The sequence below is a fragment of the Bacillus sp. FJAT-27445 genome, assembly GCF_001510665.1.
Taxonomy (GTDB): Bacteria; Bacillota; Bacilli; order Bacillales; family Cytobacillaceae; genus Bacillus_D.
In genome coordinates, this window is the sequence record NZ_LMTI01000002.1 from 119,641 (window position 1) to 146,450 (window position 26,810).

The window sequence follows — 26,810 nt, forward strand, 5'->3', positions numbered from 1 at the left end:
GCCACCCGGAATGGAAATCTAGAGACGCATTTTCATTTCAATTTATATTTTAAATTAAAAAAGACTGTAGGCAAACCCGAAACTCTTCGAGTTTGTCTACAGTCTGACCTCTTCATTGTGTATGAAGAGGTTTTTGTGGGGCGTATTGGTTTTTAAGGTGCGCGGCACTTAAAGCCCGAGCCTTTTTTACTTTCCGAAGCCCTAGCCACCATAAGAAAATCATGAAAGGCATAATGTAATAGAGCCAGTGCTCCTGGGTTATTAGAATATAATCATAGGATCCATGGAGGAATACAGGTATGATGAGTGAAAGCCACATCCATTTTGCTGTCCGCTTCTGGCTGAATTTGCTTTTTCCCAAATAATATCCCATAATCACCCCAAATAAGGCATGGCTTGGAACAGGAAGAAGAGCCCTTCCAATAGCATACTCGACACCGTTTCCAACTAAATAAAAAATATTTTCCACAGTGGCAAATCCAAGGGAGACAGCGGCGCCGTATACAATCCCATCAAATGGTTCATCAAAAGCAATGTGCTGATAAACCGCATAATAAAGGACAAACCATTTAACAAACTCCTCGAATAAGCCTGAGGAAAGATAAGCCTGCAGCCAGCCGGGAGGAAGTATGTTCTCAGCTTCCAGCACATGCTGAAGAAACATGATTGGAAAAACCAACAGCGCTCCGAAGAGAAAAGTCCTGATTACAACCGGTAATGGCTCCGTTTCAACTTCATCCTTTAAATAAAAGTAACTTAACAACGCTAGGCCGGGTGCAATCCCGGCAGAAAAGATCCCCAGCATGCACTGCCCTCTTTTCTAGTAAAATGGGAAATGAATCCCTGCTTTTCTTACATGGTACCATGCCGAGGCGTCAAAGAAAATGGAAGAATACTCCGGGTTGAAAACCTAATTTAGAAAGCAACCAGGGGTTCGCCGCTGGCAAGTGCAACGCCAAGCTTAATCCTTGCCTTTTTCGAATCATTGTCACTCCCAAGGATAACGCCCTTCGTAACAAGATCAAAAGCGCTCCCTTTGTAATCATAGGTCGTATAGACCGCTCCCTCTTCGGCGCTGGTCGTAATCACGACGATAATGCCTGCAGCGATTGCCTTTTCAATTTCATCCATCATGAGCGGGGCGACCTGCCCTCTCCCAACTCCTTCAAGGATAAGTCCCTTTGCACCGTTTTCCCTGGCAGCTTTGACAAATATCCCGTCACCGCCGATATAGCATTTAATAATGTCGATTCTTGGAATTGAATCCCTCAGTTTATAAACTTCCCTTTTAATTGGCTTTTGGTAAACGAATACCTCATCATTGTCAATTATCCCGAGATAACCGAAGCGAAACGAGTTAAATCCTTGGATGTTGGAAGCATGTTCTTTTTTCACATACCTTGCAGCAAAAATGCGTTCGTTGAATACGACGACTGTCCCTATTCCCTGCATGTCCGGAGAGCATGCAGTATAAATGGCGTGGCGCAAATTTATGAAAACGTCACTTCCCAAATCTTGAGGGGAGCGTTGGGAGCCTGTCATAACGACAGGGCGTTTATCATCAACTGTCAAATCAAGAAAATATGCGCTCTCCTCAAGAGTGTCAGTTCCATGGGTGACAACCACGCCAGAAATATTTTCGTCCTTAAAATAGTCTTCAATTTTTGTCTTTAAATAAACAAGGTCTTCGAAGGTTATATGCATACTTGCTTTTTGGAAAACAGATTCCACGATCACTTCGATATTTGCAGGTAATTTGCACATACCAACAAGTTCTTCGCCTGTCAATTCCCCAGAAGCAAGCTTGCCGGAAGCCTTATTCGGTTTGCTTGCAATTGTGCCGCCCGTCGTCAATAAAACTACCTTCCTCATTCCATCACCCTGCGTTCCTAATTTATTTGCAAAGCTATTATACCAGAATGGTGATTAGGCATGATTCCTTTTGACTATCTCAGATGCAATTAACCCCCCGTGGAATCTTCCATTTTCAATAAATATTTCATTTGCGTTGTTGCCTGCCGCAATTACCCCTGCTATAAAAATACCGGGTAGATTCGTTTCCATTGTATCAGGATTAAAGAGCGGCCGGCCAGATTCCGGGTCAATATCCACGCCTATTTTCCTAAGAAATCCATGGTCGGGACGGTAGCCGGTCATGGCAAAAACAAAATCATTCTGGATGGTAAAGAGCTTTCCCCCCTTTTCGTATACAACCGATTCTTCGGTAATTTCCTTAATATGCGCTTCAAATTCCATCCGAATTGACCCACTCCGGACAAGCGAGTCGAATTCCGGTAAAATCCATGGTTTAACGCTTGGTGAATAGGCGCTTCCCCTGTATAAAACAGTAACCCTTGCACCTGCTTTATGAAGCTCGATTGCCGCATCCACACTTGAGTTCTTTCCGCCAATTACACAAACATCTTTATCAAAATAAGGATGGGCTTCCTTGAAATAATGGAAAACCTTTGGAAGTCCTTCACCCGGTATTTGCATCATATTAGGATTATCATAGTATCCAGTAGCGATGACAACATTGGAGGTCTCATAGGTTGACTTATCCGTCTCTACTCTATACAGATCCCCTGCGGCGTAAATATTTTCTGCTCTTTCAAAAGAGTTTATCCTCAGACCCTTCCGCTTTACCACTTCCCGATAATAAACGAGAGCCTGCAGCCTGACAGGCTTATAATTGTCTGTAATGAAAGGGACGTCGCCAATTTCAAGCTTTTCACTAGTACTGAAGAAAGTTTGGTGGGTTGGATAATGATAGATTGAATTTACTATATTACCCTTTTCTATTATAAGGGGATTTTTCCCTGCTTCCTTTAATGAAATGGCTGCTGCGAGCCCACATGGGCCTCCCCCGATGATTAATACGTCTTCTTTTTGCATGGTGGTCACTCCAATTCATTTTTCCTAAACAAAAAGCGCAAGCACTTATTTCGAGCTATGCACTATGTTCTATTTTATAATTTCCTAGATACGAACAAAAAAATCTCCCATCATATAATGATAGGAGATTTTCCTTCAAGTTTCAATGTTGAATACTATCCTAACCGCTAATCTGGGTTAAGCTTTAAATCCAGCCCCTGAAACGGCTTGCTTCCGCCATTTTTCGCACACCGACCATATAAGCTGCCAAGCGCATATCTACACGGCGGTTTTGAGCGGTTTCATATATATTTTCAAATGATTTTACCATGACTTTTTCCAATTTCTCTTCGACTTCTTCTTCAGACCAATAGTAGCCCTGATTGTTCTGGACCCACTCAAAATAGGAAACTGTTACTCCACCAGCTGAAGCAAGTACATCCGGTACTAACAGGATTCCCCGCTCGGTCAGAATTTCTGTCGCCTCAAGCGTAGTCGGCCCGTTTGCAGCCTCAACCACAATGCTTGCGCGAATATTATGTGCATTCTCTTCGGTAATTTGGTTTTCAATGGCTGCAGGCACCAGGATGTCGCAATCAAGTTCAAGCAATTCCTTATTTGTAATCGTATTATTGAATAGTTTGGTAACCGTGCCAAAGCTGTCACGGCGATCCAGCAAATAATCAATATCTAAGCCATTCGGGTCATACAGGGCACCATAAGCATCTGAGATTCCAATGACTTTCGCGCCTGCATCGTGCATGAATTTGGACAGGAAGCTTCCAGCATTCCCGAATCCCTGGACGACAACCCTTGCACCGACAAGCTCGATGCCTCTTTTCTTGGCTGCCTCACGGATACAGAGTGTAACACCTTTTGCTGTTGCTGATTCACGGCCATGTGAACCACCAAGGACTATTGGCTTCCCTGTAATAAATCCAGGTGAGTTGAATTCATCAATACGGCTATATTCATCCATCATCCAGGCCATGATTTGTGAGTTTGTAAAAACATCCGGCGCAGGAATATCCTTCGTAGGGCCAACAATCTGGCTAATGGCTCTTACATAACCTCGGCTCAATCTTTCAAGTTCCCTGAACGACATGACACGGGGATCACAGATGATTCCACCCTTCCCCCCTCCGTATGGAAGGTCGACAATTCCGCATTTAAGGCTCATCCAAATTGAAAGGGCTTTAACTTCTTTCTCTGTTACATTCGGATGGAATCGGATTCCTCCCTTAGTTGGGCCAACCGCGTCGTTATGCTGAGCCCTGTAGCCAGTAAATATTTTAGTAGTGCCATCATCCATACGGACTGGAATCTTTACTGTCATCATTCGGATCGGCTCTTTTAAAAGCTCGTACACTTCCTCTGGATAACCCAGTTTTTCCAACGCACTATGGATTACCGTTTGTGTCGATTTCAGTACATCATGCTTTTCAAGATTATTGCTTTCATTACCATTCCCCGCTGCCATTTGTAAACCTCCTAAGATATCACTGCTCGAAAGTTCTTGGCTTTCATGACATAGTATACACGTTTAGTCAATTAATGCAAGGATAAAAATCAGCAATTCTGTCTATTCGGACAAGATGTTTGTAAGCGTTAACAAGGCGCTACAACAACGTTTTATTGCCATTAGCCACGCAACATCTCCGCTAGGAATAGCGATGGAATAGGATTCATCGGGCGGCTGTTGGAATGCCAACCAAAAGTGTCCTAAACTGGATGAGGAAAAGTTCCATGCAGAAGGGAAAGGTCCAATTGATTAAAGTTCACATCATTGGCAAAATTGGACAAAAAAATAGCCGGCTCGACAATTACGAGTGCCGCCTATCGAAAGTACTTTAAAATTGTTTCCACTGCATTTTCCTTCATAATCAAATTTCCATACTCCTGAAGGAAATGAGGGCTCATAATGGAGGCGTTTCCATATTCAGCCATAATTGAAGCATTCCTTTCCGCATCGACTGGCGAAACGTCAAAAAGCAAAAAATATTTGCCTTTCATCGTATATAAGCTGCCTCCCGCTGCAGAAAGAGATGATAGCCGCTTAGCGAGTTGGATGACCTCCTCCAACCCTTCAAACTCGAATAAAAACTTTTCATGGCCTTCAACCGTCACCTGCATTTCAATAAATCCGTCATACAGAAGTTCTTCCTCTTCTACGCTTCCATTAACCGTAATAATCATGACCATGCCTTGGGCCTGGAGCGAAAATACCTCGACTGCTACTGCACCCTGTATGTCAACATCGAATTCCTCGCTTGCTTCTTCCAGCATATCCTGAAAGAGCTGCCGCCATTTCAGCGTATCTTTCAAAATATCATCCTTGGATAAACCCCTTTCAAAAAGGTCATCCGAGGTAATAAAAATCTTAATCTTATTAGCCGTTATACGTTCAAGACGCATGCTCCCGCCCCCTGCCATGAACTCTTATGTTCAGTTTATGTCAGTGCGGGATGTTGGTGAATGGTTTAGCATTGTCCAACCTCGCCTTAATCCATTCAGCCCATTCAGCTGGAGTTTCCCCGAGGTAGAGATGCATAGATGAGCCCTGCTGGCCATTGGCGGCTAATTGCCTTAACCCTGGTCCACCAGCTCCAATCTTCATAGCCGGAACCAGCTGTTCCCAACGGGGGGAAAGGTCCACTAATAATTTTGCACTTTCATCTGACGTGCAAGAAAAAAATACGAAACGCGGTTTTATTTCCACTATTGCCTGTTCAATGTCTTCATCCGTAAGCCCTCCGCCTAAATAGACAATCTCAAATCCTCTTATCTTGAGAAAAGCGGTAAAAAGGACAATCCAAAACTCTTCCAGCTCGCCGGGCGCGCAAAGCGTTATCACTTTTGGGAGAAACTTTTTTCCCGCCGTTGATTTAATAGCACCTTCAAGCCTCGAGCGTATAATTGCAGATCCAAACCGAATTTGGGCATTGTTTAGCTCCCCCTTTTTCAGGAGTCTATTCATATCTGTTAGTAAAGGGAGGTAAATTCCCGAGAGAGCCGCTTCGAAGGAATAAGTGCTGAAACAGGTATCGAAGGCACGATGGGCGCTCCCTTCGTCAAATTGGCGGAATGCATCCAAAATAATACTTCGATCGTGGTCCTGTCGTCCGATGGTCCTTTTTTCCACATTACCGGCAAGCTGCCCGGGTCCCAACTGGGCAACAGCCTGTCCGATTGTAAAACCTTCTTCAATCATGGCGATAATTTCCTGCAATGTCTCCAGTTGGCTTTCCGAATAAAGCCGATGGCCGGAAGCGCTCCTGCCTGGTGAAATAACCCCGTAGCGCCTTTCCCATGCCCTAAGGGTACCAGGCTGAATTCCGAGCATTTTAGATACTGCTTTTATATTGTATTTTCCATCCCGTGCTGGCAAGGCATTCTCCTCCGTTCACCATCGTCACGCCTGCAGTGGCGGATTACTCCTCGAGCTTCCTTTAAAAAATTGTCCTATTCGCTATCGTTTCCGTGTTTCAAATAAATCAGATGGCATTCGGAGTGAACCCCGAGCCGCAACGGGACACCTGTCGTGCCATATCCACTGCTGATTAATCGGACCACGCCTCCAACTCGGTCAATGCCTCCCTTTTTAAATGGGCCAAAACCGAAAATGCGTATTTGCCCTCCATGGGTATGTCCGCTTAAAAGAAGGGATATTCCATCCTCCGGCTTTATTTTTCCAATAATCTTCGGATTATGGCTTACAAGGACAGTAAACACTCCACGTTCGGCATCCGATAAAGCCAAATCCAGTCTGTCCTTATTAAGGCCAGCATCATCAACCCCTAATAGGATGAACTTGTCCCCTTCCGCGGATTCAAATCTTGCAGCTGTATTATCTAGGATTTTAACATTCAGGTCGAGCAGCAGGGCGTCAAGATCCCGATATTCTCCCTCGTAGTCATTGTTTCCCCACACAAAATAGACAGGGGCAATCGATTGAAGCTTAAGGATGTTTGATTTAACCCTTGCAAGGGAAACCCCTTTTTCTCTTAAGTCCCCACCAATAATAACGATATCTGCTTTTCCTTTAATGGCTGCAATTATTTTTTCGGAAACGGTCCTCCGATGGATATCGGATATAAAAAAAATCTTTAAAGTGCCAAAAGACTTCGGAAACTTCTCAAATTTCATTTCATGATCAACCACATTATTCCCGAACGCCAAAAAAGCCATATACAAAAGGAGGAAGAACCCTGCAGCAACAATTGCCGCTACTGTATATAAAGCCATCCCGAATCCGCTCCCTCCACTATATATCTATACGTATAGTGAAATGATACCATAAACCAGGCTCGAACCGAAGAGCACAAGCGTATGTACAGGAGATAAAGAGAACAATGCTCCATACACAAGAACAAAGCCAACTATCCCTGCCGCGGCATGGGGAACAGCAAACCCCTGCTTTTTTTGCCTGCTTCTTTTCATAAAAAAATGAAAAAAATAGGCATTTACCACCAGGCTTGAACAAAAAGCGATACCCGCAGCCAGAAACTCAACAGGACGGAACACAAGTCCCAGCAAAAAATCATGCACGTCAAAAGGCGTTGCAATCTCCATCCATTCAATGAAAAAGTATCCGCTCAAAAATGATGCAATCATCCAAACTATAGCAACAATCATGAAAAAACCCCCCATATTAGCGTATGAGGGGCTAGCAGGCAACTTGCCTTTTCCTATTGATCTTCATGAATATTGAGGATTCGGAAGCCGTGCTCCTCCAGTTTTTTCACAAACTTGTCGAGATTGTCCTTCTTTTCCACCTTCATGACAATCCTCCTGACCAATTTATCCGTTTCATCAAACGTAACCAATGATATGATGTGCTCATGGAACTGGTGGGCGATTTCCGCCAATCTTGCAATTCGGCCTTCAGTCTCTACAGAAGTAAATGCAATCCTCACTCCAGGGCGATTCATTCCAAATGCACTCTGGAATTGATCCAGGACATCATAGCGCGTTACCGCTCCCAGGAATTTCCTTTCTTTATCGACAATGGCCAATAGAGGGAAGTTCCTTAAGTTCATAAGCGTATTTTCAAATATTTCACCGCCATCAAGGAATTCTTCCTGGTGGGTAGCAATATCAGAAATAAGGGTTTCCTCCAAAAACTTGTCTTTTGGTTTTTCTGAAAGGAAAAAATGTTCAAATATCATATACTTTGTAATTATACCGGCATAAAGTTCCCCATCCAAAACCGGCAAACCATCAACCCGGTTCTCCTCGAGGCTTTGAAGCGCTCTTTTCACACTGTCCTTGCTTTGCACAGTAACGCATTTGAACTTTGGAATCATTATACTTTTAACAAACATGTCTATCACCTCATTAACAGATATTCTTCACTAACTATTTAATTCAACAGAAGATTGGCTAAACCCTTCATTGCCAATTATTTTCGTATCCAGGAATATAGACTTCTGGCTAGAAGGGGAATATTTGATATAAAAAAACAGAAGCAGCCGGATGGCGCTTCTATTTTTTTTCATGATATAGATTGATATCAAACTCTTTTTTCATCATTTCAAAAACCAGGTGCCTGGATTTCCATTCTTCTTCCTTTTTCCAAAGGTCCTTGCTCCTATCAACTATTTCGCACCTGAGTTCATGGTATTCCTTTTCTTTTTTTTCTCGCTGTTCCTTTAACAAAACCATCATTCCGTATAGCGACACTGTCCCGACCAAAAAATAAAGGTTGGCACTGTCCCGGACAAATGCCGAAAACATCGCATAAAAGGAATAGGAGTAGGCCTGGGCTATTGTTCCATAAAGGTAAGCAAGAAAAAACGAAGCCGAGCCAAGTGTTCCGATTATAGCTAAATGATGCCTTTTTTTTGCTTTATCAAATTTTTTCTTCCTTTTCACTACATTATCCAGCATCTTTTTTGTTGCATGATCGGTCCTGTAGTCGAGCATTTCAATTGGCTTTTCCATTTTATTCCCCCATTCATATGAATTGGGCACGGACAGGAATGTGCAAGACGGTAATCTACTACAATGTATGAGCCTGTCCAGTGGTTTATGTACTTCACCAATTGCACAAAAAATGTGCTTTTGACCTTCTTCCTAGTTTAATGGAATTTTTAAAGTCTGCCCAACCATGATGTCATTCCCGTTTACCGCATTTGCTTTCCTGATTTTTTCAATGCCATCCTGGGATTTGTAGTACATCATTGCAATCCTGAACAATGTTTCCCCAGGCTTGACGGTATGATATTTTACAATACCCTGTGATTTTTCATTTGCTGCTGAACCAGATTCTTCTTTTATACTCTCGCCTCCATTTGAAGGGGCTGGCTGAATGGCCGTATTTCCGGATGGGGCATTATCATTAGAAGCATCCTTGCCCTCCCCGGAATTCAACGAACCGGAGGAATTTGGTTCTTTATCGGTGCCCTCTGCGCCGCCCTCCTTAGTTTCTATTCCGGGGTCGGCGTCTTCGGATTTGCCTTCCACCTCTTTACCGTCTTCATCCATTGGTTCGGAGCCCTTTCCTTCAGGCTGATTACCCGCATCATAATCAACCAACTCGACTCCACCCTTCGCCGATGATGGCCCAGACTTATTTCCTTCCATACTGGAAATGACTGCAAACACGGTCAAGGGCAGCAAAATAAAGAAAAGCACAAGTAAGCGAATTACAGGATATTTTAGCTTGAATTTTGTTTTCTTTTTCTTGTTTTGATGGACTCTTGAGCGGGGAGGAAGCTTGGACTTCTCCCCATTTTCAGGCCTGGCTCGATCTATTCGTTTCCGGTGTTTTTCAACCTGTTCAAGATACGGATCATCTTTTTTCATTGATTTTGCCTCCTTGTCCATTTTTAACCTTTAACACAATTCCCAAGAGGAAATCAATAGTAAAATGCATAACAACGGTAACAGCCAGATTTCCCGTCCAGCTGTAAAGTGACCCAATCAGGAAACTTAAGGCCACGATATTGATAAATAAAAACCAGTTAAATAAGTAACGATAATGGATTAATACGAAAATAATGCTTGCAACGAACAGGCCTGTTTTTTCCTGGATGATTCCCCGGAAAAGAATTTCCTCACTAAATGCGACTAGGGCGGCTATAACTGCAATATGAGGAATGCTCCTTCCCCTGAAAATTTTTTCATTCAGCCCGCCATCATCAAAAAAGGAGGGCGGAAACAACTTCATAAGGATTAGATCAAGGAGCACTACCGCGATTCCAGCTGGAATCCCATATTTCCAAATAGCCGGGTCAACCCAGTCAAATACGCCTGCAAAATGGCCCTTATCGAAAAAAAATAAACTTAAAATTCCAGAAATCACAAGGAGGAGGAATTGCGTTCCATACAGGTGGTAAAGCAATTCCCGATCACTAAGCTGTCCGATAAGCTTCCTATGCCTATCCATCATATGTTTCACCTAACAAAAGCTCCGAGAGCCTTTCCTTCCAGCCCTTCAATGTTTCTATCTCAGGCACTTCCCGGGAGCTTTTTTTATAAAAGCCCATATCAAGCCCGCAGGAATCGCAGCAATATGGTCTCCCGGATTTAAGTTCGGATTCCTGAAAATATGTTAAAAAATAGTTGCGCAGGCATCCAGCTGATTCCGTCCAATTTCGCATGATACGGATATTTTCCATTTTTGTGTAATTCCTTTTTGAGATATATTCTTCCAATTGAGCTTTGATTTTCGACAACGGTTCCTCTCGCTTTTCTTCAAGGAATTCAGAAAGCCATCTCCATTGGCCGTTAGAAAGTCCACTAGCGATAGCAGCCTCTTCCAATTCGTCACGTTCCAATCTAATAAATGAATCGCCCTTGAAGGCGGAAAAGAACACCCTAAGCTGCACCTCATTCGGAAGCTCCCCTTCGGCAAGATGGTATTGAAGCTGTTCATCGCCGTCGGAATAAAGCAGGATTGCGACCGATGGTTTTCCATCCCTGCCAGCCCTGCCAATTTCCTGAAGATACGATTCAATTTGCATCGGCATATGGTAATGGATGACATACCGAACGTCCTCTTTGTTAATCCCCATACCGAATGCACTGGTCGCGCAAATGACATCGAGCTGCCCATTCAAGAATTGCTGCTGGATTAAAGCTCTTTGTTCGAGGTCCATGCCCCCATGATAGGCCATTGTCTTTGCAATCCCATTCTCCCTGAAAAAATCGGCCAATTGCTCGGCTGCTTTTTTGCTGGAAAAATAAATAATGCCCGGCTTTTTTAATTCTTTTGCCCAATAAAGGGCTCTTTCGCCTTTTTCGATTTTATTTTCAACTTTTTCAATATGGAACGAAATATTGGGCCGGTCTATGCTCGCTTCAATTCTTGCTGCCGGTTGTATGCCGAGCTGTCTGGTAATGTCATCCCTTACTGCTGGGGTAGCCGTAGCTGTCAACGCAAGAGTGAGCGGATTGCCCAAAATTCCCCGCAAGCTTCCCAGCTTCAGATAATCGGGGCGGAAGTCATACCCCCACTGTGATATACAATGCGCTTCATCAATTGCAAGCAATGAAACAGGCACTTCTTTGATTCTATCAATAACATGTGAAAAACCAAGCATTTCCGGTGATAGAAAAATAAATTTGTAGTGATGCAGCGAAGCGAGTGCTTCTCTTTTCTCGGACGGCGTTAAAAAAGAATTCAAGGCAACCACCCGCTTTTCGCCTCTTTTCATCATTTGCTCAACCTGGTCCTGCATGAGTGATAGCAGTGGCGATACAATAATGACCGCCCCTCCGAGTATGTATCCGGGAAGCTGGAAACAAAGTGATTTTCCTGTTCCAGTTGGCAGCATGGCCAAAGTGTCATGGCCATTTAATAATGACTTGATTACTTCCTTTTGCCCTGGCCTGAAGGTTGTAAAGCCGAAATAATTTTCAAGTGTTTGCTCAAGCATTAACCGTCACCAAGCTTTGCCAATACAAGCCGTATTTTAAAATAGGAGATTCCCCCAGTAAGTTCCTTTAATTCACGCAATTGCCTTGTTGAAGACTTTGTTGCAAGTTCGATTATTTTCTCCTGCTCTTCGGCTGACACATACGGATCAATTGAAAAACCGCTGACATTTAATGCAATCTCGACTATATGGTCTTCAATTGTGCTTCGCTTCAATCCCCTTACAGCGGCAATCGAATCAATAGGCACACCTTGATTCAGAAGCTTAAGGGTTTGCCTGGAGGTAAGGGTCATCGAAGAGCCGGATCCTTCGTCTTCCAAAAGGCGGAATAAGAGCGGATATTTTTCTTCCTGTTCAGCTGCTTTTTTGCATATGTAATGGAGGATGCCGAGAAATTCCAAATGATAGTGGAACTCATCCATTCCAAGCATCATGGCAGCTTGCCGGGATGTCAGCCCAGCAGATTGATAGCCTGTTAGCCTGAGGACCAGTATGTCAGGCTTAATTTCCTTCTCCCCTTCTAGGAGTGATGATAATTCATGAAATAAAACGCGGGGCAGCGTCACTCTCTGTTCAGGAGGCAGCTTGCCAAGAAAGTTTTTTATCCAATTCTGGGTACGCCGCTTTTTTTGGATTGGAATATAACGGGATTCCTTCCTTGATATATGGGAACAGACTTGGGCTAAAAGAGACAGCCTCTCCCATACATACTGTCCTGCCAAATGATATTTCCAGCCTTGCAAGTGCAAGGGGAGTGGATGAGTTAAGAGTTCTACCTCCAAATATTCCTCCCCCTTGGCTGTTAGAAAAAAGCGCTGTGACTCCCCTTCCTGAATGAGGCTTTGCCTTTTCAGAGTGAGAACCGCTCCTTCAATCATTTCGCGTGTTACGCTTCCAAGAGCCATAAATAGCACAGTCAAGGAAAACAGGTGTGCATCCTGTATCGTTTGGGCGGATTTTTTTCCTTTTAATAAATGGTATATTGAATAAATCGTCCGTTCGCCCTTCAATTTCTTAAGGCAATATAAAATAATTATGTCGAAATATTGAATGATTGGCTTTCCGCCAACTTTTCGCATATCATTCACCATGATCCCTTTTTATTTTTTTTACTCACTCTTAACGTGCAGCAAGAACCCCAATGGATTCAAGGTTTAGTAAGGAGGCAAGTGGGGGATGAATAAAACCAATGATGGATGTTCACTTTATTTTAACACGAATGCGTGTCGTTTTCCGGCTGTTTTTCGGGAATCCAATCGAATGCCCAAGCTAATGAAAAGCATTATCAGTGCAATATCTATTGAAAAGTTTCCATTTCTTTTTTACAATAGATATGCAGTATGCGTTTCCAGTTTGTCGGTTAAATAATTGTTTAAACCAACGGGAGGGTTTTTGATGGCAAAGTATACGATTGTAGACAAAGAAACTTGCATTGCTTGTGGAGCTTGCGGAGCAGCAGCGCCAGATATTTACGATTATGATGATGAGGGCATCGCATATGTAACACTTGATGACAACGAAGGTATCGTTGAAATCCCAGATGTATTGATCGATGACATGATGGATGCATTTGAGGGCTGCCCTACTGATTCCATTAAAGTTGCCGATGAGCCATTTGATGGCAATGCGACCAAGTTTGAATAGATAAAGGGACGTACATAATCTCCGCCTCATTGGCGGAGATTTTTTTCATACTAAAAAGGCAGCATTTTACCGCTGCCTTTTTAAATAAGCTTTTTGAATTAATTAAATGGATGTCTGTTGCCTGTTAATCCAATAGTTCATCCGAACATATAGTGGAACGAACAGCAAGGACATGATGACACCCTTTAGGATATTAAAAGGCAAAATTGCCGTTACAACTAGCTTACGAACTTCCGAGTCAGCCATTGCTGGCGCATTTAGAAACAGGGTATACGCGGGCAGGATAATGTAATAGTTGAGGATGCTCATTAAGACCGCCATTATAAAAGTGCCAGCAACAAGTGCCAGTGACAGCCCCTTCTTGGTTTTAATCCTGCTATAGACAAAATAAGTCGGCAGGATAAATAACACTCCTGCGATAAAATTTGCAATGTGGCCAACCGGGACACCTGTCTGGCTGCCGGTCATGAAATAATCAAGCAGATTTTTAAACAATTCCACCAAAATTCCAGCAACCGGGCCAAACGCCAGTGTTGCTATTAATGCCGGGATGTCGCTGAAATCAATCAGCAAAAAATTCGGGAAAACAGGCAGCGGGAAATTCAACAGCATAAGAATGTACGATATGCTGCTCAGCATCCCAACCATTACCATTGTCTTCAAATTAAGTTTTTTCATTTTCCTCTCTCCTTTTGTGTCCATCACCAAAGAAGAAAAGTTCAGCAAAAACATTCCAATGCAAATAAAAACCTCCAAGCCCGGCAGCTTGAAGGAGATTTTTACAGAGGCATGCTTAATAAACGTTCAAAATACCATTTTTTGAACGCATGCAGAACCTCCATCTTCTCCCATCCAGACTATACTGTCGGCTTTGGAATCACACCAAATCCTGCCAAATTGCGGCTCGCGGGCTAAAGCAAAAGCTTATCACCGCCGGTCGGGAATTTCACCCAGCCCCGAAGATAGACAATATTTAGTTTACGATTTTATTATACTAAAAAATCCGCTTTATGAATAGCTATATTAGCCATTCGCTTATATGTTGATTTTGTGAACAAACCACTTTAGATTTCCTTATTCTGTTATATTGATTGTTTCCCTGCTAAATCGTCATTTAGTTAATAGCAGCGCTCCCTTTGGGGATTGGTTCTCGCTCGGTTTTTTCAAGGCTCAGTTCCTGGCCGGGAAAGATCGTTATTCCATCGAGTCCGTTCATTTCCTGAAGTTCCTCTACCCCAAGGCCATTATTCATCGCTATTTCCCAAAGTGTGTCGCCTTTTTTGACGATATGAACCGTCTTTGCCGAGTTTATAGAAACCTCAATGCCAGTATCCATAGCTTCAAAGGCTTCTGTATGGAGAATGCTGTTTTCACCCGTAGAAATGAAGTCTCCCTCTTTAATACTGCCGAGCAAGTGAACTGGATTTATGGCGTTTTCCTTTTCGAATGTCCATTCGGATTGATGGATTTCAAAATGGAGATGAACACCTGTTGATACGCCTGTATTGCCCATCGTTCCGATCTGTTCCCCTTTTTTTACCTGGTCGCCCTCTTCAGCCTGCCTCTGATCAAGATGGGCGTATACCGTTACAAATCCATTTGGATGTTCAATTAATATGGCATTCCCATATGTAGAAGACAAATACGATTTAATAATTTCCCCGTCGAATACGGCCTTGACCGGAGACCCTAGGCTACCGGCAATGTCTATCCCCTTGTGGCGGCCCATCCTTGTACCATATGTATCAGAAATGGTGCCTTCAACTGGCCAATCCCATTCCATCCCTAACTTTATGTTTTTAGATACCCCTTCCGCATTTGCCTTGATTCCGCCAAGAAACAAAAGCGTAATGCATGCTGCCATGATACCCACTATTAAAAACCTGAAGATGTAGTCCTTCATGATTGTTTACCTCCTCAAACTTTTGCGTCCAAACCACATTATGCCTTTCATTCCAGAGTTAGAACCCTTTTGGCACATTTGTTATAATTTGGAGCAGGAGAGAGGCTTATGCATTTATTTTGCTTTTCCAAATATAAACATCTATTTATAGCATCTTTTACATACGTAAAAAGCCTGCCAGGGTGGCAGGCTTTTTGTTATTGAATCAGCATTTTATTCGGGCCAATAGGCACTTTGTTTTCAACAGCTAAGTTAAACGGGCCCAATTGTTCGATCGGTGCGTTTTCAATCTTTACTCCCTTGAAACCGAACTCTTTTGCTGCCATTAAAATGGCCTCAAGAGATTGCCGGTTCTCAGGGCTATTTTCTAATTCAACATCATCAGCAAGCTTCAGGAACAGTGTCTCACCATTGGGCGATACTTCCCTGATTTCGAGAGAAGGTGGAATGGATGCCAGAAAAAGTCCATCCTCGCTTCCGGTTTTCATAACATCGAGCGCTTTTGACACATCAGGGTATTGCTCTGGCGAAGGGACCAAGTAAGGCTGCTCGCGGCCATCCTGGCGGACCAAGAAATACGCTCTGTTCTTTTTTCTGTCAACCGTTTCTGTGCGTATATCTCCCATATGGGAAAGTGAAATGCCAGGATTACCATCCGTCATAAATTTTATTTTAGTAACCGAGCTGTTGGAGGCAAGGTTTTCGTTTAGGGAATCCATAAGGAGTCTTTCTGTTGTTGTACTTATTCCAAACTGGTGCCCGGCCGGTACATCAACTACGAGCGTATCCTCCCCTTCAAGGGAAAAATTAGCATTGAACGGATAGTAGTCATACAGGCCCCATTCCGTCTCCTTAAGGCTGGCCATTGCGGTATTAAAGTGATCGAGCCAGCTCTTTCCGCTCTCTTTTGGGACAGTGACACTGACGGGAACAAGATAGTTTACCCCCTTGTCCGGAACCCAAACTGTTACGGGAGCCTCATCTTCAGCTACCTCTTCTTCATAAAGAGCCAAAGCAGTTTCCTTTGATTCGTCTAATGCGATCCCCATTGTTTGATTAATATCGTTATTGGTGGCTGGTCCTTTTTTGCTGGCGATTCCCATTTGGTCTCCCTCGCTGGCAGTTCCTGCAATTTCAGTTTCTTGCTTCTTTTCCAGGGCAACCTGGCTTCCCGGCTTTTCATTAAAAGCATTAGGAGAAATTAGCAAGAAAAGCAGGAATGCGGCAGCCACCGCCGCAAAGCCCGGCATAACAAGGGCTGTCCTACGCTTCTTCTTTATTTTCATGGAAACATTTTTATAAATGTCTCCCGGGTCGCGATCATCGGTTACCTTGGGCAAATATCGAATGCAATCTTCAACCTGTTTATCGCTCCACCCTCGCTTGTTCATCCAAATATCCCTCCGTTTCAAAAAGCGATTCCATTTGGGCTTTCAGAACCTTTATGGCACGGTGCTGAGTTGTTTTCACCTTGCTCTCAGTCCACCCCAAGGCACTGGCAGTCTCCGTAATCGATAATTCGTGCAGGTATCTCATGATGATGACAGCCCGTTGGTCGACTGTACATACATCAAGACTTTTAAACATTCCTTTGACTTCTTCCCGTTGTATCGCGATCTCATCGGGCAAAGGCTGATCGTCCTTTACCTGCGCAGTCGACCAATCGAATTTTTCAAGGAGCTTCTGTTTCCAGCCCTTCTGCTTTCGAAAATGGTCAATCGCTACATTGCGGGCGATAGAGAACAGCCAGGTTTTTTCACTGCTCTTCCCCTCGAAACGCGAATAAGATTTTATAACACGGATATACACTTCCTGGACCAAGTCTTCGGCCTGTTCCTTACTGCGGACCATATAAAAAAGAAACTGAAATAAATCCTGGTGGTATTTTTTATAAAGCTCAGTAAAAACGGAGTCCATCCACTATTCCTCCCCGTTCATTAGTTTAGACGTGATTTGGAAAATAAAGTTACACCTTTAAATATAGTCCTTTCCGTAATAAATTGAAAGAATAATGTTACAAATATATTTCAATTTATTCAAACCGTTGACAAAAAGTTTAAACTGTCTTTATACGAAAAATAGCCCGCACTTTAGGAGTGCAGGCAAAATGTTTCCCATGTAACAAGATTAAACGGCATAGTTCTCGGAATAATTCTTATTTTCGAGAAATAAAGAAGGAAAATGTCGTTCCTTGGCCAACCTTGCTCTGAACGGATATATGTCCTTTATGGGCTTCTATGATATTTTTCACAATTGCAAGCCCAAGGCCAGTCCCCGCTCTTCCCCGTGTCCGTGCCTTATCCGCCTTATAGAAACGTTCAAAAACAAAGGGCAGGTCTTCCTCAGGTATACCTGATCCAGAATCAGCAACCTGTACCTGAAGCCCGCGCTCATCGCCCTGGACAACAACATCGACAATCCCGTCTTTTGGAGTATGCCTCATTGCATTATCAATCAGGTTGGTTAGAACCTGTTCAATCCTATCGGCATCCAGCGGAAAATAATAATCGGGTTTGTTCGCTCCAAAGGTTAGGTGGACTTCATTTTCTTTAGCCAGTCCCTGGAATTTTCGAATAATCTTTGCAATAAAGGAAGGAACATTTATTTCCTCCACATTCAGTTGGATATGTCCTGCCTCCAGTCGCGAAAGGTCGAGCAATTCATTTACAAGCCGACCCATTCTTAACGATTCATCGTAAATAACCTTTGCCATTTCCTTTTTCTCTTCATCGGAACCCGCAATATCATCCACAATCGCTTCACTGTATCCCTGGAGCATGGAAATCGGTGTCCTTAATTCGTGGGACACATTTGCTATGAAATCTTCACGGAGTTTGTCAAGCTTCCGTTCCTCAGTCATATCCCTGATGACCGCAACAGCGCCCCGGATGAACTTCGAACTATAGAGTGGGGTAACCAGGATGACCCAATGCCTTCCCATCATCGACAATTCGCCAACCTGCTCTTTTTCAGTGTCGACTGCTTGCTGGAATAATTCCATTACTTTCGATGGAATTTCTTCCGAACTGGCCGATTCGGTCCCACTGTCATAATACCAATTTTGTAAAAAGCGTTCACCTGGGGGATTTGTAATAAGGATTGTTCCGTCCCTATTAAAAGTTATTACCCCATCCGCCATTGACCGGAGTATGCTGGCAAGCTGCTCCTTTTCCTGATTTAGGGCATTCATATTGAATTTAAGCTGCCTGGCCATCTGGTTGAAAGCAGTCGCCAGTTCCCCAATCTCATCATGCGTCAAAATCGGTACTTTCGTATCGAACTTGCCCCTGGCCACTTCAAACGCTGCTTCCCTCATTTTCCTTAATGGCGCTGTAATCCTTGTCGAAAGGAAGAAAGCGAAAATTGTAGTAAGGACAATGGCAACTCCAGCTACAAGAATGATAAACTTAGTTGTCGACCTAGTAGTTTCCTTGATGGCGCTGGTCGATTGATAAACAAAAACAGCACCGTCTTCTTTTTCGGATATACTTAAAGGAACACCGATGATTGAGTAATTTTCACTCTCTTCGGCATATTTTGAAGTAAGAGTTGAAACCTTTCTCGCGGTCTGTCCCTCTTTTATTACCTTTGAAAAATCAGGATCATTGTAAATATCGGACAGGCTGAGCCGATTATCCGGATCCGTATTGGGAGAATAATAAACCTCATCCTGTCCTTTTATAATGACAGCCTTCGTGACATTGTCCAATATCTCCCACGATATTTCCAAACCGACACTCGTATCATCATGTTCGTGTTTTTCCAGAACGCGGGCAATCTTTTCGGCTGTATCAGTCATTTTTGTCCTTGTGTCCATAATGCTGTAGTTTTCAAAAAATTCAAGCAGCATAACTGTCAATATAAACAGGACAAAGGATACTAGCAAAAGGATGGTAAACCACAGTTTACCTACAACACTTCTAAGCAGGATCATTCATTCACGACCTCGAACTTGTACCCCACTCCCCATACTGTAACAATCATTCTGGCAGCCTGCTCGGACACTTTGTTTAGTTTTTCCCTCAGGCGTTTTACATGGGTGTCGACTGTTCGCAGGTCACCAAAAAATTCATAATGCCATACCTCTTTTAACAGTTGTTCCCGATCGAATACCTTGTCTGGGGATTTAGCCAGGAAATAGAGAAGCTCGTATTCTTTAGGTGTAAGGCTGACTTCCCTTCCATCTGCTGTAACACGGTGAGCATCATTGTCAATTGTTAAATGAGGAAAAACGATGACGTCTTTTGTTACTGTATCCGTCGCGAGGTAGCTTGTCTGAGAAGAGCGGCGCAGCAGCGCTTTGACCCTTAAGACTACCTCCCTTGGGCTGAATGGCTTTACGATATAGTCATCAGTACCTACTTCAAAACCCTGGACCCGGTTCACTTCTTCACCTTTGGCTGTCAGCATGATTACAGGCGTAGACTTCTTTTCCCTTAGCTCTCTGCACACTTCGATACCATCTTTGCCGGGCATCATTAAATCAAGCAAAATTACATCATAGTCATTCGCAAAGGCTTTAGCCAAGGCTTCATTCCCATCCTCCGCCTCATCAATGATAAAGTCTTCACGCTCTAGATACATTTTCAAAAGCCTGCGGATGCGTTCCTCATCATCAACCACCAAAATTTTTACGTCTTTTTCCATTAAAAATCCCCCCATGCAAATAGTTTACAAAATTATTCGAAAGTTGCCAAATTTTATAAGCCCCAGCATTTGCATGCGCGGCTTTTAGTATAGCAGACTGCTATGGGGCAAGGGGTTTGATTATTTTCTGAATGTACTGCCCCAAAACCAAGTTCTTGCTTAATTTGACGCGGTTTTCCTTTTTTTATGAGCCGGCATACGAATGGAGCCCGGCGAGAACTAGATTAACGGCAATCAGGTTAAACATGATAATCACAAATCCGATTACTGCCAGCCACGCAGACTTCTCCCCATGCCACCCTTTTGAAAGCCTTAAATGAAGGAAAGCGGCATAAAACAGCCAGGTAATCAATGCCCAAACTTCCTTTGGATCCCAGCCCCAGAATCTTGTCCAGGCAATTTGTGCCCAAATCATCGCGAATATTAGACCTCCAAGGGTAAATACCGGAAAGCCTATCAGAACAGAGCGATAACTTACTTCATCCATTAAATCAAGATTAATATTTTTAACAAGCGGCTGTAGGGCCGCAGAAATCCTTTTTCTAATCAAAAGCCTTATCAAGCCGTATAGCACGATTCCGCCCAATAGCGACCAAATGACGGTATTCAATTTCTTCGCATTGATTAAGGCGGGCATTTCAACAGCAGGTTTCATTTTGCCTTCTGTCAGAAGCTCCCCTTCATGCGGTCCGACTAGGGCGGGAAGATGGTATTCGGCAACAGACTCTATGCCGGACTTTTCGACCCAGTTGAATTTCGCCTCATATCCCGCTGAAGAAAATCCGATGGATATGGCAATAAAACCAAGCACACATATCATCGAGAACATGACCGATTCAAGCCAGAAAGTCCTTTTGCCCGAAACGGATTGGTCAATCACCTTGAGAAGGTAAATCACGCCCGCCCCAAAGCTTATAGCTAAAATTGCTTCCCCGATAGCCACTGTTATTACATGGATATACAGCCAATCACTTTTCAAAGCCGGTATGAGCGGGCTGATGTCCCTAGGGAACATGCTCGCATAGGCAATGACCAAAAGTGCGACCGGCATTGTGAAAAGCCCCAATAATGCTGATTTATAAATAAAATAAATGATGATGAATGCGCCAACAAGAGCCATTCCAAAAAATGTCGTAAATTCGAACAGATTGCTGACCGGAGCATGCCCGGCCACAATCCATCTAGTAATGAAATAGCCTAGCTGGGCGACGAACCCCACTATCGAAGACGCAATAGCGAGGGTTCTCCATTTGGATTTCATTTCTGTTTTGATTGACCCACCAAACAAAAATGTGGCAATCAAATATAATATAAACGCTATATAAAGCAAATTACTGCTTAGTGCCGCCAAGTTCCGCCTCTCCTTCCGGGTTGCTTTCCTGAAGCTGGTCTTCAGGAATTTTAATTGCCGTATTGTCAAAGACCTTGCCTATTTCCCGCTTGAGTCCATGCCAGTTTTTATTTGTATGGGCCGCAATCCAAATATCCCCATTCCTTCTCTGAACCCAAATTCTCCTGTGGTTCCAGTAAGCTCCCTGGACGACACCGAACATGAAAATGAAGCCTCCGAGCCCAAAAAGCCAGAGCGTCCTGTCTTTCCGGACTGTCAAGGCGGAGACATTCTTTGTTTCAGCAGCCATGAATTGCATTTTGTACTTATTCTTCCCTTCAGGCTCAATTGTTTGCCTAATTGCGGCAAAACTGACCTCGCCTTCCGGTTTATCTGGGGTAATCATTTTAAACACGAACGCCGGGTTATTCGGAATTCGCGACTTCGTGTCTGGCTCCCCGTCTTCGCCAAATTCGAAATCGGGATAATAGCCAAGAAGACGTACCTTGTAGCCATTCCCTAAATCATAGATTTTTTCTGGTTCATACAAGTCTATCTTTATATCACCAAACGATTTCCCCGTGTCTTTTTCAGTCAGCGAAAAAGACATGGTATTTAACTCATTTAGCTTATAATCAACCTGATAGAGGGCAAATCCTTCAAACTTCAAAGGTTCATTGACCCTAATCTCATAGTCTTTCACTTTATCAAGCATAGGCTTTTCACCAGGCAGTGATTCGGATGACTTTTTGTAAAGGACAACATTGGATTGATAGGTTTTCGCAACAGTCCCAGCCCTTTCAAGGGACTCGCGAAATACCTCGTCATCCTTGTCCTTATCGTACACCTCGAGAATAAATTGGTTGTTTTTTAGATAATATTCGTTTTCGGTACCCGGGATGGCCTTTGTTTCCCCTTCCCGGATCCAAAGAATATTATCAATATACATTCCTGGGACAAAACGGAGGATACCGCCAATGAGGAAAATGATTAAACCGACATGGTTAACATAAGGGCCCCATCTGGAAAAGCGGCCTTTCTCAGCAAGCAGATTCCCGTTTTCTTCCCTGACCTCGTATTTTTTCGAGGCAAGGTTCTTTTTGACGGCGGCAAAGGTTTCTTCGTTTGACGCCCCTTCCGTAATTCCAAAAAGCCTTTGTTTTTTTAGAAAGCCGTCATTCCGAGTGACCCTTTGGGCACTCAAAGCCCGATAGAGCGGAATGACCCTGTCTAGGCTGCAGATGACAAGCGAGATTCCTATCATTGCAATCAGGATGAGGTACCACCAGGAACTGTACATGTTATGGAAGCCAAGTACATAATAAATTTTACCCGGCCATCCATATTGGTCCTCATAATATTCCCCCGCAGGCATAATGGGAGGTATGTACATTTCCTGCGGGAAGATTGTACCTATCGCAGACGCCACCAAGGTAATGATAATCAGCCAAACCCCGACTTTTACTGAAGAAAAAAAGTTCCATATTTTATCGACTATTGTTTTGTTATAGGTCTGCGAGCGGCGCGAACTTCCTTCATAGCGCATGTCATGCAATTTTTCCTCTGCCGCAGCCTGGTCGAGCGCCATTCCGCATGCCTCGCAAAGCACTGTCCCATGTGGATTCACATGGCCGCACTCACACTTAACATCCTTCATTTTAAAAACTCCCTATTTCTTTTCAGGTTGAATGCTTGCCATAAATTCCTTAACTGCTTGTTCCGTCAATTGCCCTGTATGATACCTGACAATTTTGCCATCCTTGTCCACAAGGAATGTCGCAGGGAGCTGGCCAACGCCATAGGCATTCATTACCTGGCTGTTTTTATCAAGTGGAATAGGAAACGAAAGGCCATATCTATCCGCGAAACTTTCCACGGCAACATTTGACTCGTTAATGTTAACAGCTAGAACCTGTACCCCTTTGTCTTTAAATTCCTTATATTGATTGTTGATATAAGGCATTTCCTCTTCGCATGGCTTGCACCATGTGCCCCAAAAATTCAGGAAGACTCCCTGGCCCTTATAATCTGAAAGCCTATGTGTGTTTCCTTCTAGGTCTGTGAGGACAAAATCTGGTGCCATGTCTCCGGTTTTGGCCCTCGTGCGTTCTTCTTTAGTGAAATTCGCAAAAAGAGTGTAGGCTACGGCACTAGCCAAAAGCACCAAAATGATTGCCCTTATCGCCAACCGCCGTTTTTTCATTTAAATTCCCCCAAAATCCATACATGTTCTGATAAATTATAACACTTTTCACCATACTCACTGTGTAAACGTTTTGGAAATTGTGACAGATTTATGAATTCTTTCTGTCTGTTTTCATTGCGAGTGCTCTTAATTGCTTTACTTCATGTGGTGTAAGCTCCCTCATTTCCCCTGCCTTTAGGCCGCCAAGGGTCAAAAAACCATACCGTTCTCGCTTTAATTTACTGACAGGATGTCCAATTGCTTCAAACATCCGCCTTACTTGCCTGTTCCTGCCTTCGTGGATTGCAATTTCAATGATGGCAGTTTGCTTTTTTTTCTCGCTCGATAACATCTTTACTCTAGCGGGTGCAGTTTTTCCATCTTCAAGCCTGATACCTTTTTCAAGCTTCCGAAGGGCTTCCTTTTGGGGAATTCCCTCTGTTTTCGCAACATACACCTTATCAATTTCACTTCTAGGGTGCATAAGCAAATTCGCAAAATCGCCATCATTCGTCAGTAGAAGGAGGCCTGATGTATCATAGTCCAGCCTTCCTATCGGAAAAATTCTTTCTTTAATGTCAGGAAAAAAGTCTGTTACAGCCTTCCTTCCCTTCTCATCCTTGACCGTAGATATAACCCCACGCGGCTTATAAAATAAGAAATAAACTGGTTCTTCACGCTGGATTTGGACCTCTTCCACTTCCACTTTGTCAGAAGGAGATACTTTTACTCCAAGTTCTGTAATGACTTTTCCATTAACTTTGACTTTTCCGCCCGTGATCAGGTCTTCGGCTTTCCTTCTTGATGCGATTCCGGCCCGGGCTATTACCTTTTGTAATCTTTCCATCTATGCCACCTCAATAACTTCTCCATAATTATAGTGAAATTGTGTCTAATGAATTATGACACAATTCCTGCCGATTTCAAAGTTTCAGTGTCATTCTTGATAATTGGCGGCTCTCACGGATCACCCAATCGGGAAATAAAAAACAGAAAAAACCCGACCGGTAAAGAAGCAGGCTGGGTTTCCGATTCTTTATAAAATTTAAAAAATCAGCAATGCTACCGTGATGGCCACGATTATGCCAAACACATCCGCCAGTAAGCCTACCTTTAGGGCATCGCCCATTTTACGGATGCCGACCGAGCCGAAATAAACGGTAAGAACATAAAAGGTTGTATCTGTACTGCCCTGAAGGATAGATGCCAGGCGGCCAGCAAACGAATCTGGACCATAGGTTGCGATGAGATCACTTGTCAAACCAAGCGCCGCCGTACCTGAAATAGGGCGGATCAACGCCAACGGGACAATTTCTGGAGGCAGCCCCATCTCCCCCAGCCAGGGACGGATCCATCCTGTCAGGGCATCAAGAGCTCCGGACGCCCTAAAAATGGAAACCGAGACAAGCATACCTACTAGGAAAGGAATAATCGAAACAGCAATTTTTATTCCTTCTTTTCCACCATCGACAAAGCTCTCATAGGTAGGTATTTGCTTAAACGTTCCATAAAGAAGGATGGCTCCTATCGTTAGAGGGATAAACCAAAGCGATATATCTGCAATTGCTCCCATCTCATCACCCTTTGCGGCTTCTTCGCCAATAAAAATACCTGTCTATAAGGAGAGCGCCAATAGCCGAAACTATCGTTGTCAATAATGTGGGGACCACTATTTCAGCCGGGGAAGCAGAATTGTAATTCAGCCTGATGGCTATGACAGTTGTCGGCAAAATGGTCACGCTCGCTGTATTGATAGCAAGAAATGTAACCATTGATCGGCTTGCAGCGTCCTTTGTATTGTTCAGCGTTTGCAATTGCTCCATCGCCTTTAGTCCAAGAGGGGTGGCCGCATTCCCGAGCCCAAACATATTGGCGATCATATTGGAGAGAATATACCCCATCGCAGGGTGGTTTGCCGGGACGTCCGGAAACAGTGGCCTGACAATCGGCTTGAACAATTTGGCAAGCCCTTTTAAAATGCCCGCTTCCTCCGCAATCTTCATCATTCCCAGCCAAAAGACAAGGATGCTTATCAACCCTATGCAAAGGGTTACAGCATCCTTTGCACCTTGGAATATCGCCTGGTTCACTTCCTGCATTGTCCCATTGAACATTGCGAATACGATTCCTACCAGTGTGAGAATGACCCATATATAATTAACCATTGCTTTTCAAGCCCATCGCTATTGGAATAAACCGCTTCAAGCCGTTTATATATCCAGTCCTTTTTTGGCTGATCCGCTTAAAATGGATAGGCACGGATTTAACCGCCCTTCCATCCAGGTAAATAATCGCCTTCCCAGCGGTCGCCATCCCATTAACAAGTTCATCCGGAAATTTGCCGCCCTTCGGAGGTTTCAGCTTGTATTCTACGGAAAACGTGCCAAATTCCCGCTCAGATGCCGGATATAGAATGGCTCTGCCAATAAAAACGTTTCCATCTTTATATGGCTTTTTATCCAACTGGATCTCTCCTTTTGGAATCACTTCCGCCATATCAAAGGTGCTGAACCCAGACTCAAACATGCTTATATGATCATTCCAATCATTTGGAGCGTTTAGGGTAACTGCAATTAACTCCATTTCTCCCTTCTTCGCAGTAGTAACGAGTGTCCTTTTTGCACGTTTTGTGTATCCGGTCTTTCCTCCTGTGCAAAAAGAATACATGGAGAGAAGGCGGTTTTTGTTCCTCCACTCTCTGTCCCAAGTTTCTTCAGGATTTGGGGCTCGATGCACTTTTGCCCCTGAAATCTTCCTATACAGATCATTATTCATGGCATACCTTGTCAACAGAGCCATATCATATGCAGTAGAATAATGGTTTTCCTTATTATCCAGTCCGTGGGGATTTGAAAAAACAGTATTGTACATCCCAATTTCAGCCGCTTTTTGATTCATCAAAAAGGCGAATCCTTCCTCGCTTCCACCGACATATTCGCCAATTGCCGCGGCAGCGTCATTTCCCGATCGAAGCATAAGCCCGTATACGAGATCCTCAAGCTTTATTCTTTCACCAGGCTTCAAGTAGATGGAGGAACCTTCTGTACGGACCGCGCTATCACTAACCTTGACATAACGTTCCATTTTACCGGACTCTATTGCCAGTATTGCTGTCATGATTTTCGTAATGCTGGCAATCCTCATTTGGGTATGCGGTTGCTTCTCAAACAATACTCGTCCCGTTTTTTGTTCCATCAAAACAGCGGCTTGGCCGCTTACCGAAAAGGCTGTTGCTGAACTGGCAGGGGCCAGGCCGAGTAACAGGATAAAAATAAGAATGCTAATGGCAGGTCGATTCAATATTTTCATTGAGGGTTCGCTCTCCTACTTGTATTTGTACAAGTT

The 26,810-nt window shown here is 43.6% G+C and carries 28 protein-coding genes and 1 riboswitch; of the genes, 1 reads left to right on the plus strand and 27 read right to left on the minus strand.

Features of this window, described 5'->3' with window-relative positions:
• Positions 1 to 112 precede the first annotated feature (112 nt).
• From prsW to AR337_RS05285, 14 genes are all read right to left on the minus strand, one after another.
• Positions 113 to 805, minus strand: a complete 693-nt coding sequence (gene prsW, locus AR337_RS05220; RefSeq protein ID WP_059170977.1) for a glutamic-type intramembrane protease PrsW — start codon at positions 803 to 805, stop codon at positions 113 to 115.
• Positions 806 to 915: 110 nt separating this feature from the next.
• Positions 916 to 1,872 (minus strand): asparaginase, encoded by a 957-nt coding sequence (locus tag AR337_RS05225; RefSeq protein ID WP_059170978.1) that lies wholly within the window; start codon positions 1,870 to 1,872, stop codon positions 916 to 918.
• A 54-nt stretch (positions 1,873 to 1,926) separates the two neighbouring features.
• Positions 1,927 to 2,895 carry a YpdA family putative bacillithiol disulfide reductase gene (locus tag AR337_RS05230; protein ID WP_059170979.1) on the minus strand — a complete coding sequence of 323 codons (969 nt, stop codon included), beginning with the start codon at positions 2,893 to 2,895 and terminating at the stop codon, positions 1,927 to 1,929.
• Positions 2,896 to 3,079: 184 nt separating this feature from the next.
• Positions 3,080 to 4,354 (minus strand): Glu/Leu/Phe/Val dehydrogenase, encoded by a 1,275-nt coding sequence (locus AR337_RS05235; protein ID WP_059170980.1) that lies wholly within the window; start codon positions 4,352 to 4,354, stop codon positions 3,080 to 3,082.
• 356 nt (positions 4,355 to 4,710) lie between these two features.
• Positions 4,711 to 5,289: an adaptor protein MecA gene (locus tag AR337_RS05240; protein ID WP_059170981.1), complete on the minus strand. Its 579-nt coding sequence runs from the start codon at positions 5,287 to 5,289 to the stop codon at positions 4,711 to 4,713.
• A 40-nt stretch (positions 5,290 to 5,329) separates the two neighbouring features.
• A complete protein-coding gene (locus AR337_RS05245; protein WP_059170982.1) occupies positions 5,330 to 6,262 on the minus strand; it encodes a MerR family transcriptional regulator in 933 nt (310 codons plus the stop codon).
• A 74-nt stretch (positions 6,263 to 6,336) separates the two neighbouring features.
• A complete protein-coding gene (locus AR337_RS05250) occupies positions 6,337 to 7,119 on the minus strand; it encodes a metallophosphoesterase (RefSeq protein ID WP_059170983.1) in 783 nt (260 codons plus the stop codon).
• 27 nt (positions 7,120 to 7,146) lie between these two features.
• The gene (locus AR337_RS05255) at positions 7,147 to 7,509 is read right to left on the minus strand and encodes a hypothetical protein (RefSeq protein WP_059170984.1); all 363 of its coding nucleotides are present in this window, start codon (positions 7,507 to 7,509) and stop codon (positions 7,147 to 7,149) included.
• Between the two features lie 53 nt (positions 7,510 to 7,562).
• Positions 7,563 to 8,198 carry a CBS domain-containing protein gene (locus AR337_RS05260; RefSeq protein ID WP_059170985.1) on the minus strand — a complete coding sequence of 212 codons (636 nt, stop codon included), beginning with the start codon at positions 8,196 to 8,198 and terminating at the stop codon, positions 7,563 to 7,565.
• Positions 8,199 to 8,358: 160 nt separating this feature from the next.
• Positions 8,359 to 8,817 carry a DUF2663 family protein gene (locus AR337_RS05265; protein WP_059170986.1) on the minus strand — a complete coding sequence of 153 codons (459 nt, stop codon included), beginning with the start codon at positions 8,815 to 8,817 and terminating at the stop codon, positions 8,359 to 8,361.
• Positions 8,818 to 8,949: 132 nt separating this feature from the next.
• Positions 8,950 to 9,681 carry a LysM peptidoglycan-binding domain-containing protein gene (locus tag AR337_RS05270; protein WP_059170987.1) on the minus strand — a complete coding sequence of 244 codons (732 nt, stop codon included), beginning with the start codon at positions 9,679 to 9,681 and terminating at the stop codon, positions 8,950 to 8,952.
• A complete protein-coding gene (locus tag AR337_RS05275) occupies positions 9,668 to 10,264 on the minus strand; it encodes a lysostaphin resistance A-like protein (RefSeq protein ID WP_367576249.1) in 597 nt (198 codons plus the stop codon). The genes AR337_RS05270 and AR337_RS05275 overlap by 14 nt, the downstream gene beginning before the upstream one ends.
• Positions 10,257 to 11,756 (minus strand): ATP-dependent DNA helicase RecQ, encoded by a 1,500-nt coding sequence (locus AR337_RS05280; protein ID WP_059170989.1) that lies wholly within the window; start codon positions 11,754 to 11,756, stop codon positions 10,257 to 10,259. Before AR337_RS05280 ends, AR337_RS05275 begins: the two co-directional genes overlap by 8 nt.
• A complete protein-coding gene (locus tag AR337_RS05285) occupies positions 11,756 to 12,835 on the minus strand; it encodes a helix-turn-helix domain-containing protein (protein WP_059170990.1) in 1,080 nt (359 codons plus the stop codon). The genes AR337_RS05280 and AR337_RS05285 overlap by 1 nt, the downstream gene beginning before the upstream one ends.
• A 316-nt stretch (positions 12,836 to 13,151) precedes the next feature.
• Between AR337_RS05285 and AR337_RS05290 the strand changes: the two genes are divergently transcribed.
• Positions 13,152 to 13,400, plus strand: a complete 249-nt coding sequence (locus tag AR337_RS05290) for a ferredoxin (protein WP_043933568.1) — start codon at positions 13,152 to 13,154, stop codon at positions 13,398 to 13,400.
• 102 nt (positions 13,401 to 13,502) lie between these two features.
• Here AR337_RS05290 and AR337_RS05295 read toward each other — a convergent pair whose 3' ends face one another.
• The 13 genes from AR337_RS05295 to AR337_RS05355 form a co-directional block, all read right to left on the minus strand.
• The gene (locus AR337_RS05295) at positions 13,503 to 14,078 is read right to left on the minus strand and encodes an ECF transporter S component (protein ID WP_059171553.1); all 576 of its coding nucleotides are present in this window, start codon (positions 14,076 to 14,078) and stop codon (positions 13,503 to 13,505) included.
• A gap of 158 nt (positions 14,079 to 14,236) precedes the next feature.
• Positions 14,237 to 14,368, minus strand: a riboswitch (FMN riboswitch).
• A gap of 146 nt (positions 14,369 to 14,514) precedes the next feature.
• Positions 14,515 to 15,303, minus strand: coding sequence for a peptidoglycan DD-metalloendopeptidase family protein (locus AR337_RS05300; RefSeq protein WP_059170991.1), 789 nt, complete (start codon positions 15,301 to 15,303; stop codon positions 14,515 to 14,517).
• 197 nt (positions 15,304 to 15,500) lie between these two features.
• Positions 15,501 to 16,694, minus strand: coding sequence for a hypothetical protein (locus AR337_RS05305; protein ID WP_059170992.1), 1,194 nt, complete (start codon positions 16,692 to 16,694; stop codon positions 15,501 to 15,503).
• The gene (sigX, locus tag AR337_RS05310) at positions 16,669 to 17,220 is read right to left on the minus strand and encodes an RNA polymerase sigma factor SigX (protein WP_059170993.1); all 552 of its coding nucleotides are present in this window, start codon (positions 17,218 to 17,220) and stop codon (positions 16,669 to 16,671) included. Before sigX ends, AR337_RS05305 begins: the two co-directional genes overlap by 26 nt.
• Positions 17,221 to 17,458: 238 nt before the next feature.
• Entirely contained in the window at positions 17,459 to 19,237 is a 1,779-nt protein-coding gene (locus tag AR337_RS05315; RefSeq protein ID WP_059170994.1) for an ATP-binding protein, read from the minus strand.
• The gene (locus AR337_RS05320; protein WP_059170995.1) at positions 19,234 to 19,950 is read right to left on the minus strand and encodes a response regulator transcription factor; all 717 of its coding nucleotides are present in this window, start codon (positions 19,948 to 19,950) and stop codon (positions 19,234 to 19,236) included. Before AR337_RS05320 ends, AR337_RS05315 begins: the two co-directional genes overlap by 4 nt.
• 184 nt (positions 19,951 to 20,134) lie before the next feature.
• Positions 20,135 to 21,301, minus strand: a complete 1,167-nt coding sequence (gene ccsB / locus AR337_RS05325; RefSeq protein WP_059170996.1) for a c-type cytochrome biogenesis protein CcsB — start codon at positions 21,299 to 21,301, stop codon at positions 20,135 to 20,137.
• Positions 21,282 to 22,937 (minus strand): cytochrome c biogenesis protein ResB, encoded by a 1,656-nt coding sequence (locus AR337_RS05330; protein WP_059170997.1) that lies wholly within the window; start codon positions 22,935 to 22,937, stop codon positions 21,282 to 21,284. The genes ccsB and AR337_RS05330 overlap by 20 nt, the downstream gene beginning before the upstream one ends.
• A 12-nt stretch (positions 22,938 to 22,949) precedes the next feature.
• Positions 22,950 to 23,483, minus strand: coding sequence for a thiol-disulfide oxidoreductase ResA (resA, locus tag AR337_RS05335; protein WP_059170998.1), 534 nt, complete (start codon positions 23,481 to 23,483; stop codon positions 22,950 to 22,952).
• A 91-nt stretch (positions 23,484 to 23,574) separates the two neighbouring features.
• Positions 23,575 to 24,312, minus strand: a complete 738-nt coding sequence (rluB, locus tag AR337_RS05340) for a 23S rRNA pseudouridine(2605) synthase RluB (RefSeq protein WP_059170999.1) — start codon at positions 24,310 to 24,312, stop codon at positions 23,575 to 23,577.
• Between the two features lie 198 nt (positions 24,313 to 24,510).
• The gene (locus tag AR337_RS05345) at positions 24,511 to 25,038 is read right to left on the minus strand and encodes a spore maturation protein (protein WP_059171000.1); all 528 of its coding nucleotides are present in this window, start codon (positions 25,036 to 25,038) and stop codon (positions 24,511 to 24,513) included.
• A gap of 4 nt (positions 25,039 to 25,042) precedes the next feature.
• Entirely contained in the window at positions 25,043 to 25,630 is a 588-nt protein-coding gene (locus AR337_RS05350) for a nucleoside recognition domain-containing protein (protein WP_059171001.1), read from the minus strand.
• A complete protein-coding gene (locus AR337_RS05355) occupies positions 25,623 to 26,774 on the minus strand; it encodes a D-alanyl-D-alanine carboxypeptidase family protein (RefSeq protein ID WP_059171002.1) in 1,152 nt (383 codons plus the stop codon). The genes AR337_RS05350 and AR337_RS05355 overlap by 8 nt, the downstream gene beginning before the upstream one ends.
• Between the last annotated feature and the right edge of the window lie 36 nt (positions 26,775 to 26,810).

Bases quoted from the DNA above. Each gene is read 5' to 3' on its own strand.
- prsW (WP_059170977.1), bottom strand. From the start codon at position 805: ATGCTGGGGATCTTTTCTGCCGGGATTGCACCCGGCCTAGCGTTGTTA.
- AR337_RS05225 (WP_059170978.1), bottom strand. From the start codon at position 1,872: ATGAGGAAGGTAGTTTTATTGACGACGGGCGGCACAATTGCAAGCAAA.
- AR337_RS05230 (WP_059170979.1), bottom strand. From the start codon at position 2,895: ATGCAAAAAGAAGACGTATTAATCATCGGGGGAGGCCCATGTGGGCTC.
- AR337_RS05235 (WP_059170980.1), bottom strand. From the start codon at position 4,354: ATGGCAGCGGGGAATGGTAATGAAAGCAATAATCTTGAAAAGCATGAT.
- AR337_RS05240 (WP_059170981.1), bottom strand. From the start codon at position 5,289: ATGCGTCTTGAACGTATAACGGCTAATAAGATTAAGATTTTTATTACC.
- AR337_RS05250 (WP_059170983.1), bottom strand. From the start codon at position 7,119: ATGGCTTTATATACAGTAGCGGCAATTGTTGCTGCAGGGTTCTTCCTC.
- AR337_RS05255 (WP_059170984.1), bottom strand. From the start codon at position 7,509: ATGATTGTTGCTATAGTTTGGATGATTGCATCATTTTTGAGCGGATAC.
- AR337_RS05260 (WP_059170985.1), bottom strand. From the start codon at position 8,198: ATGTTTGTTAAAAGTATAATGATTCCAAAGTTCAAATGCGTTACTGTG.
- AR337_RS05265 (WP_059170986.1), bottom strand. From the start codon at position 8,817: ATGGAAAAGCCAATTGAAATGCTCGACTACAGGACCGATCATGCAACA.
- AR337_RS05270 (WP_059170987.1), bottom strand. From the start codon at position 9,681: ATGAAAAAAGATGATCCGTATCTTGAACAGGTTGAAAAACACCGGAAA.
- AR337_RS05275 (WP_367576249.1), bottom strand. From the start codon at position 10,264: ATGGATAGGCATAGGAAGCTTATCGGACAGCTTAGTGATCGGGAATTG.
- AR337_RS05280 (WP_059170989.1), bottom strand. From the start codon at position 11,756: ATGCTTGAGCAAACACTTGAAAATTATTTCGGCTTTACAACCTTCAGG.
- AR337_RS05285 (WP_059170990.1), bottom strand. From the start codon at position 12,835: ATGCGAAAAGTTGGCGGAAAGCCAATCATTCAATATTTCGACATAATT.
- AR337_RS05290 (WP_043933568.1), top strand. From the start codon at position 13,152: ATGGCAAAGTATACGATTGTAGACAAAGAAACTTGCATTGCTTGTGGA.
- AR337_RS05295 (WP_059171553.1), bottom strand. From the start codon at position 14,078: ATGAAAAAACTTAATTTGAAGACAATGGTAATGGTTGGGATGCTGAGC.
- AR337_RS05300 (WP_059170991.1), bottom strand. From the start codon at position 15,303: ATGAAGGACTACATCTTCAGGTTTTTAATAGTGGGTATCATGGCAGCA.
- AR337_RS05305 (WP_059170992.1), bottom strand. From the start codon at position 16,694: ATGAACAAGCGAGGGTGGAGCGATAAACAGGTTGAAGATTGCATTCGA.
- sigX (WP_059170993.1), bottom strand. From the start codon at position 17,220: ATGGACTCCGTTTTTACTGAGCTTTATAAAAAATACCACCAGGATTTA.
- AR337_RS05315 (WP_059170994.1), bottom strand. From the start codon at position 19,237: ATGATCCTGCTTAGAAGTGTTGTAGGTAAACTGTGGTTTACCATCCTT.
- AR337_RS05320 (WP_059170995.1), bottom strand. From the start codon at position 19,950: ATGGAAAAAGACGTAAAAATTTTGGTGGTTGATGATGAGGAACGCATC.
- AR337_RS05330 (WP_059170997.1), bottom strand. From the start codon at position 22,937: ATGAAGGATGTTAAGTGTGAGTGCGGCCATGTGAATCCACATGGGACA.
- resA (WP_059170998.1), bottom strand. From the start codon at position 23,483: ATGAAAAAACGGCGGTTGGCGATAAGGGCAATCATTTTGGTGCTTTTG.
- rluB (WP_059170999.1), bottom strand. From the start codon at position 24,312: ATGGAAAGATTACAAAAGGTAATAGCCCGGGCCGGAATCGCATCAAGA.
- AR337_RS05345 (WP_059171000.1), bottom strand. From the start codon at position 25,038: ATGGGAGCAATTGCAGATATATCGCTTTGGTTTATCCCTCTAACGATA.
- AR337_RS05350 (WP_059171001.1), bottom strand. From the start codon at position 25,630: ATGGTTAATTATATATGGGTCATTCTCACACTGGTAGGAATCGTATTC.
- AR337_RS05355 (WP_059171002.1), bottom strand. From the start codon at position 26,774: ATGAAAATATTGAATCGACCTGCCATTAGCATTCTTATTTTTATCCTG.